Below are 4575 nucleotides of genomic sequence, written 5' to 3'. Positions count from 1 at the left end.
ACCAAGCGGACTTCCGGTGCCTGCGCTTCGACGGCGGATGGTGGCTGCATGGGAAATCCCGCTCCTCCCCCTCATGTTTCTTCAACCGGAGGGCGACTGCGGTCTCTTCCAAACTACAACTGTAGGAATAGGCGAACAGCAGCAGCAGCACCGCGGCCCCCAGGTTGCCTCCCTCCCTGGGAGCCACCGACGTCGCCAGCGGCACGGACACGGAGAAGAGGCCCACGGCGATGAACACCAGCAGTGGCACCGTCTTGGTGATGGCGAGGAACACCGCGGTGCGCGCGCCGCCCTTCACGCCCACGACGTTGATGGCCGTGAGCGCGAGCAGGGGCACGGCGATGGCCAATCCCTGGCCCAGGCCCGAGTTCGCCGCTGGCCACAGGAAGCCCAGCGCGCGGGAGAAGCCAACGGATAACGAGGCCACGGACGAGACGCGCGCCAGCCACGTCATCCAGCCGACCTGGAACCCCACCCGTTCTCCAAAGGCTTCACGCGTGTAGAGATAGGCGCTGCCGGGCTTGTCGAAGTAACTGGCTGCCTCCGCGAAGCAGAGCACGAGCAGCAGCACCGCCAGCCCCGCGAGCACGACGGCGCCCGTGCTGGCCGAGCCCAGGTTCGCGGCGGCGGCCGCGGGCAGCAGGTAGACACCGCTGCCGATGACGTCGTTGATGGAGAACCCGACGATTTCCCAGCGCGATACCGCGCGCCGCATGCCCGGCTCATGAGGAGGCGAAGGGGTTTCGGTGGTCATGGATGGAAGGGGAGGGGAACCCACTGGAGCACAGCTGCGGTGAATCCGCGAATTCGCCTCCACTCGACGACTGACGCCCCACGTTCACGAGCCGCGGCAGGATCCGTTAGGATGGCGACGGCGGGCGCCGCGTTTGGTGTCGTAGGCCGCAAGGGCGAATGAGCCAAGGAGCGCAATCATGACGAACACGGTGAACAAGACCCGCATCTGTCTCTGGTACGAACACAGTGCCGAAGAAGCCGCTGCGTTCTATGCCCGCACCTTTCCCGGCAGCTCCGTCGGCGCCAGTCACCGCGCACCGGGCGATTACCCGGACGGCAAGGAGGGCGATGCCCTCACGGTGGAGTTCACCGTGCTGGGCATTCCGTGCCTCGGCCTCAATGGCGGCCCCGCCTTCAAGCACAGCGAAGCCTTCTCGTTCCAGATCAGCACCCGGGACCAGGAAGAGACGGACCGCTATTGGAATGCCATTGTCGGCAACGGCGGTCAGGAAAGTCAGTGCGGGTGGTGCAAGGACAAGTGGGGACTCTCGTGGCAGATCACTCCTGCCGCCCTGACGGACGGCTTGAGCGATCCAGATCCGGCCGCGCGCAAGCGGGTGTTCGCCGCGATGATGGAGATGCAGAAGATCGACATCGCGGCGATTGAAACGGCACGCAAGGGTTGAGTGCGTCGTCGTGCCCTTGCTTCAGTGCCCCCAGGTCCCGGAGTTCCAGAGCGCGGTGACGCCGTCCTTGTCATGGATGACGAGGTTGCCGTCGTTCTGGAGGATCAGATAGGCGCCCGGATGTCCCCAGGTCATGCCGGACCAGACATCCGCGCCCACCGTCGGGCTGCCCGGGCGAGGCCCCGCCCGCGAGGTAGCGCGAGACGTTGGTGTCCTGCATCTGGAAGGGGAGGGTGAGGTACTCCCTGGACGTGCCGGCGCTGGCACGCGCGTGGGGTCGCCCCAGGGGACGCGGACGTCAGGGTCCCACGAACTCCGGTTCAGCCCTCACGGGCCTTGCGCCGGTACTCGCCGGGAGGCACTCCCATCTCCCGCCGGAAGGCCCGATTGAAGGCGAACTCGGACTCGTAACCCACGCGGACCGCGATGGCCGCGAGCCCGTCCTGTCCCTCACGCAGCGCGTGCGCGGCCTCCTGCATCCGAAGCCGCGTGAGGTACTCATGCGGAGCCACGCCCACCTCGCTCGCGAAGCGCCGCGCGAGCGTCGCCCTCGAGGTCCCCGAGCGCCGCGCCAGCTCGCTCACGGTCCAGCTCCGCCCCGGCTCCGCGTGCATCCAGCCCAGGGCGCTCGCGAGCGTCCGGTCGCCGAGCGCCCCCAACCAGCCCGCGCCGCCCGGCGGCTGCGCGTCCGCCCAGGCACGAAGCACCTGCACCAGGAGGATGTCGAGCAACCGGGAGACGATGACCGAGGCGCCCCGCTCTCCCCGCGCGTACTCCCGTTCGAGCAGCGACACCGTGGGCAACAGGGCACGCGCGTCCTCGGAAGCCCCCCGCAGGTGGACCCGCTCGGGAAGCAGCCGCAACACGGGATGCGCCCCCGGCTCGTCGAACGCGAAGAAGCCGCAGAGCACCCGCGACTCCACGCCGGCCCCGCCCAGCACATACGAGGAAGCCCCTTCTCCACGTGTCGCCAGCCACTCCTCCACCCTCAGCTTGGGGCTGCGGGGAGAGTCCGCCACGGCATGCCCGTCTCCGCGCGGCAGCAGCACGACATCCCCCGGCCCCAGCGCGACGGCGTCCCGGCCCTGCGTGAGGTGACAGGAGCCCGCGATGACCAGATGCAGGGTCGCCGAGGCCGTGGGAGCAAAGCGCAGCCCCCAGGGGGCCCGCGCCACGGTGCGGCAGTAGAGCTGCCCTCGCAGACGGGTTCGCTCGAGAATCTGCCCCAGCAGGTCGGAAGCATGCGAGAGGTCCATGCCCTCGAGGCTAGCAGCGGGTTGTCCCCACCGCTCGCGCCCTGAGCGTTTCAGACAAAAGATTGAGCCGTCCGCGAATGGCCCCTCCGAGGCCAGCACGTCACATTCCCAGCCATGAACGACACCCGCGCTTCAGCTGGAGACCTCATGAGCCCGAACCCCTCACAGTTGCCCTGGAAGCTCACCTCTCCCACGGCCTTGTTCACCTTGCTGCTGGGCGCCTTCATGCTGTTCCTCAGCCTCCGGGCCGCGCTGGACCCGATCAGCGCGGCCAGGGGCTTCGGTCTGCCCGACTCCGGGAGCGAGGTCATCCCCTGGCTGTACGTCAAGGCGGGCAGGGACCTGGGCCTGGCACTGGCGATGTTCGCCCTGGTGGCCATCCGACAGCGACAGGCCGCGGGCGTCTTCGTCCTCGCCTGCATGGTGATGCCCACCGTGGACGCGCTGACCGTGATGCATGGCGGTGCCTCGCTCGCCTTCGCGCTCGCGGTCCATGGAAGCGCGGCGGTCTACGGCGTCGTGCTGGCCGCCGCGCTGCTGCGCCCCCAGAACATCACCTCAGAAGGCCCGCAGAAGTCGCCCGGGCGTCCATGAACGTTCCATCCCGGCGCGCGTTGGCCGGACGGGGGCTGCCTGCTCGAGCTCGTCACACCCAGTGGCGTGCATCCGACCCACGCGATTCACGAACGTCTTCGCGGTCTCCTGGAGCGGCTGCCGGCCGGCGCAAGGACGGATTGCACGAAGGTGGGGGACGCAAGCCCCCGGTGCATCACTTCTCCAGGTCGCCGACGATCTTCTGGAAGGGCGACGGCTGGCCGGCCAGCTTCTGGAAGAAGTTCCGGGCGTCGGTGCCTTCATCGTAGTTCTTGAAGGCGTCGTCGCCGCCGTGCTTCACGTCGGGCTTCAGGCCCGAGTAGTCCTGGCGGGACGGCAGGCCGTGCTCGGCGCGGATGGCGTTCTCGGACGGGGCCCAGTTGTTCTTGGTGTGCGGCGTGGGGCGCAGGCCGACGGTCTCGAACTCCTCCGTGAGCATCAGGCGGGTGTCGACGGTCTTCTTCATGTCGGACGAGAACGCCGGGTTCTGCTTGAAGACGTCGGCGTTGCTGTGCTTGCTGGCCTCCAGGGGGCTCACCTGGACGCCATTGGACGCGCGCCAGGCGTGGACCGACTCGTGGCCCAGGTTGTTGAAGCGCGGGCCGGAGTCCTTCTCGTTGTACTTGATGTCGCTGGCCGTGCCCGCGCCGGGCCGGCCGTCGAAGCGGTACGCCGGGCGGGAGGAGGAGAACGTGCCGTCGTTGCGGGGCACATGCGCGTTGGGCAGCGCCGCGTTGCGGCCCGAGGAGATGTCCGCCACCGTCAGCGGCTTGCGCAGCGTGCCCGTGGCGCCGGGGTTCACGGCCTGGGTGCGGCCGTTGAGCTCCGTCAGCATCCGGTTGCCGACCGGCTTGCTGGTCAGCTTGTTGGTGGAGTTGCGCACGTCCTGCGTGAAGTCCGCGAAGTCCGCGCCCGACTGCTTGCTGTCACGGCGGGTCCGGATGCCCTGGAGCTTCGGATCCACCACGCCGTAGTCCGCCGGCTTGAGGTTGTTCTTGCCCGTCTTCAGCTCCGCGGGCGACACCGGGGCCTTCGGCTTCGCGTTCTCGGGCCGGGCCGGAAGGCTGTCGCGGCGCGGGCGGGAGCTGGAAGAAGAAGACAACGACGAAGGCTTGGAGAACGAAGAGGAGCGCAGCTTCATGGAAGGCCTCGGGAGGGGAGTGCGGCGACGGACCACCCCTACTGCACCCTGCGTGCCCACCGCTTCGCGGACCCTGGGGCCATCCGGCCTTCGTGATTCCAGGGGATTGCGTTGGCGTGGGCGCCGTCCCGGGGGGGGCCCCTGATGACGGAAGTCAGGGGCC

Annotated in this window: 5 protein-coding genes; 2 read left to right on the top strand and 3 right to left on the bottom strand. The window is 68.7% G+C overall.

All coding sequences use genetic code 11. The annotated features are described in order from the left end of the window. On the bottom strand, positions 1 to 715 hold a 715-nt coding region (locus tag D7V93_RS38620; protein WP_244237763.1), incomplete at its 3' end, for an APC family permease. A 217-nt stretch (positions 716 to 932) separates the two neighbouring features. Between D7V93_RS38620 and D7V93_RS38615 the strand changes: the two genes are divergently transcribed. Further along, on the top strand, positions 933 to 1421 hold the full coding sequence (locus D7V93_RS38615; protein WP_120648075.1) for a VOC family protein: 489 nt from the start codon (positions 933 to 935) through the stop codon (positions 1419 to 1421). A 320-nt stretch (positions 1422 to 1741) separates the two neighbouring features. Here D7V93_RS38615 and D7V93_RS38610 read toward each other — a convergent pair whose 3' ends face one another. Beyond that, positions 1742 to 2677: an AraC family transcriptional regulator gene (locus D7V93_RS38610; protein WP_244237762.1), complete on the bottom strand. Its 936-nt coding sequence runs from the start codon at positions 2675 to 2677 to the stop codon at positions 1742 to 1744. A gap of 147 nt (positions 2678 to 2824) precedes the next feature. Here D7V93_RS38610 and D7V93_RS38605 point away from each other — a divergent pair, with 147 nt between their 5' ends. After that, complete coding sequence (locus D7V93_RS38605; protein ID WP_120648074.1) at positions 2825 to 3271, top strand: DUF4267 domain-containing protein; 447 nt, start codon at positions 2825 to 2827, stop codon at positions 3269 to 3271. 175 nt (positions 3272 to 3446) lie between these two features. On the opposite strand, the gene D7V93_RS38600 is transcribed toward D7V93_RS38605, so the two are convergent. Then, positions 3447 to 4412: a M91 family zinc metallopeptidase gene (locus D7V93_RS38600; protein WP_120648073.1), complete on the bottom strand. Its 966-nt coding sequence runs from the start codon at positions 4410 to 4412 to the stop codon at positions 3447 to 3449. Between the last annotated feature and the right edge of the window lie 163 nt (positions 4413 to 4575).

This window comes from Corallococcus llansteffanensis (assembly GCF_003612055.1).
GTDB classification, from domain to species: Bacteria; Myxococcota; Myxococcia; order Myxococcales; family Myxococcaceae; genus Corallococcus; species Corallococcus llansteffanensis.
This window is presented reverse-complemented; position numbering and strand designations above follow the sequence as displayed.

Bases quoted from the DNA above. Each gene is read 5' to 3' on its own strand.
- D7V93_RS38615 (WP_120648075.1), top strand. From the start codon at position 933: ATGACGAACACGGTGAACAAGACCCGCATCTGTCTCTGGTACGAACAC.
- D7V93_RS38600 (WP_120648073.1), bottom strand. From the start codon at position 4,412: ATGAAGCTGCGCTCCTCTTCGTTCTCCAAGCCTTCGTCGTTGTCTTCT.
- D7V93_RS38610 (WP_244237762.1), bottom strand. From the start codon at position 2,677: ATGGACCTCTCGCATGCTTCCGACCTGCTGGGGCAGATTCTCGAGCGA.
- D7V93_RS38605 (WP_120648074.1), top strand. From the start codon at position 2,825: ATGAGCCCGAACCCCTCACAGTTGCCCTGGAAGCTCACCTCTCCCACG.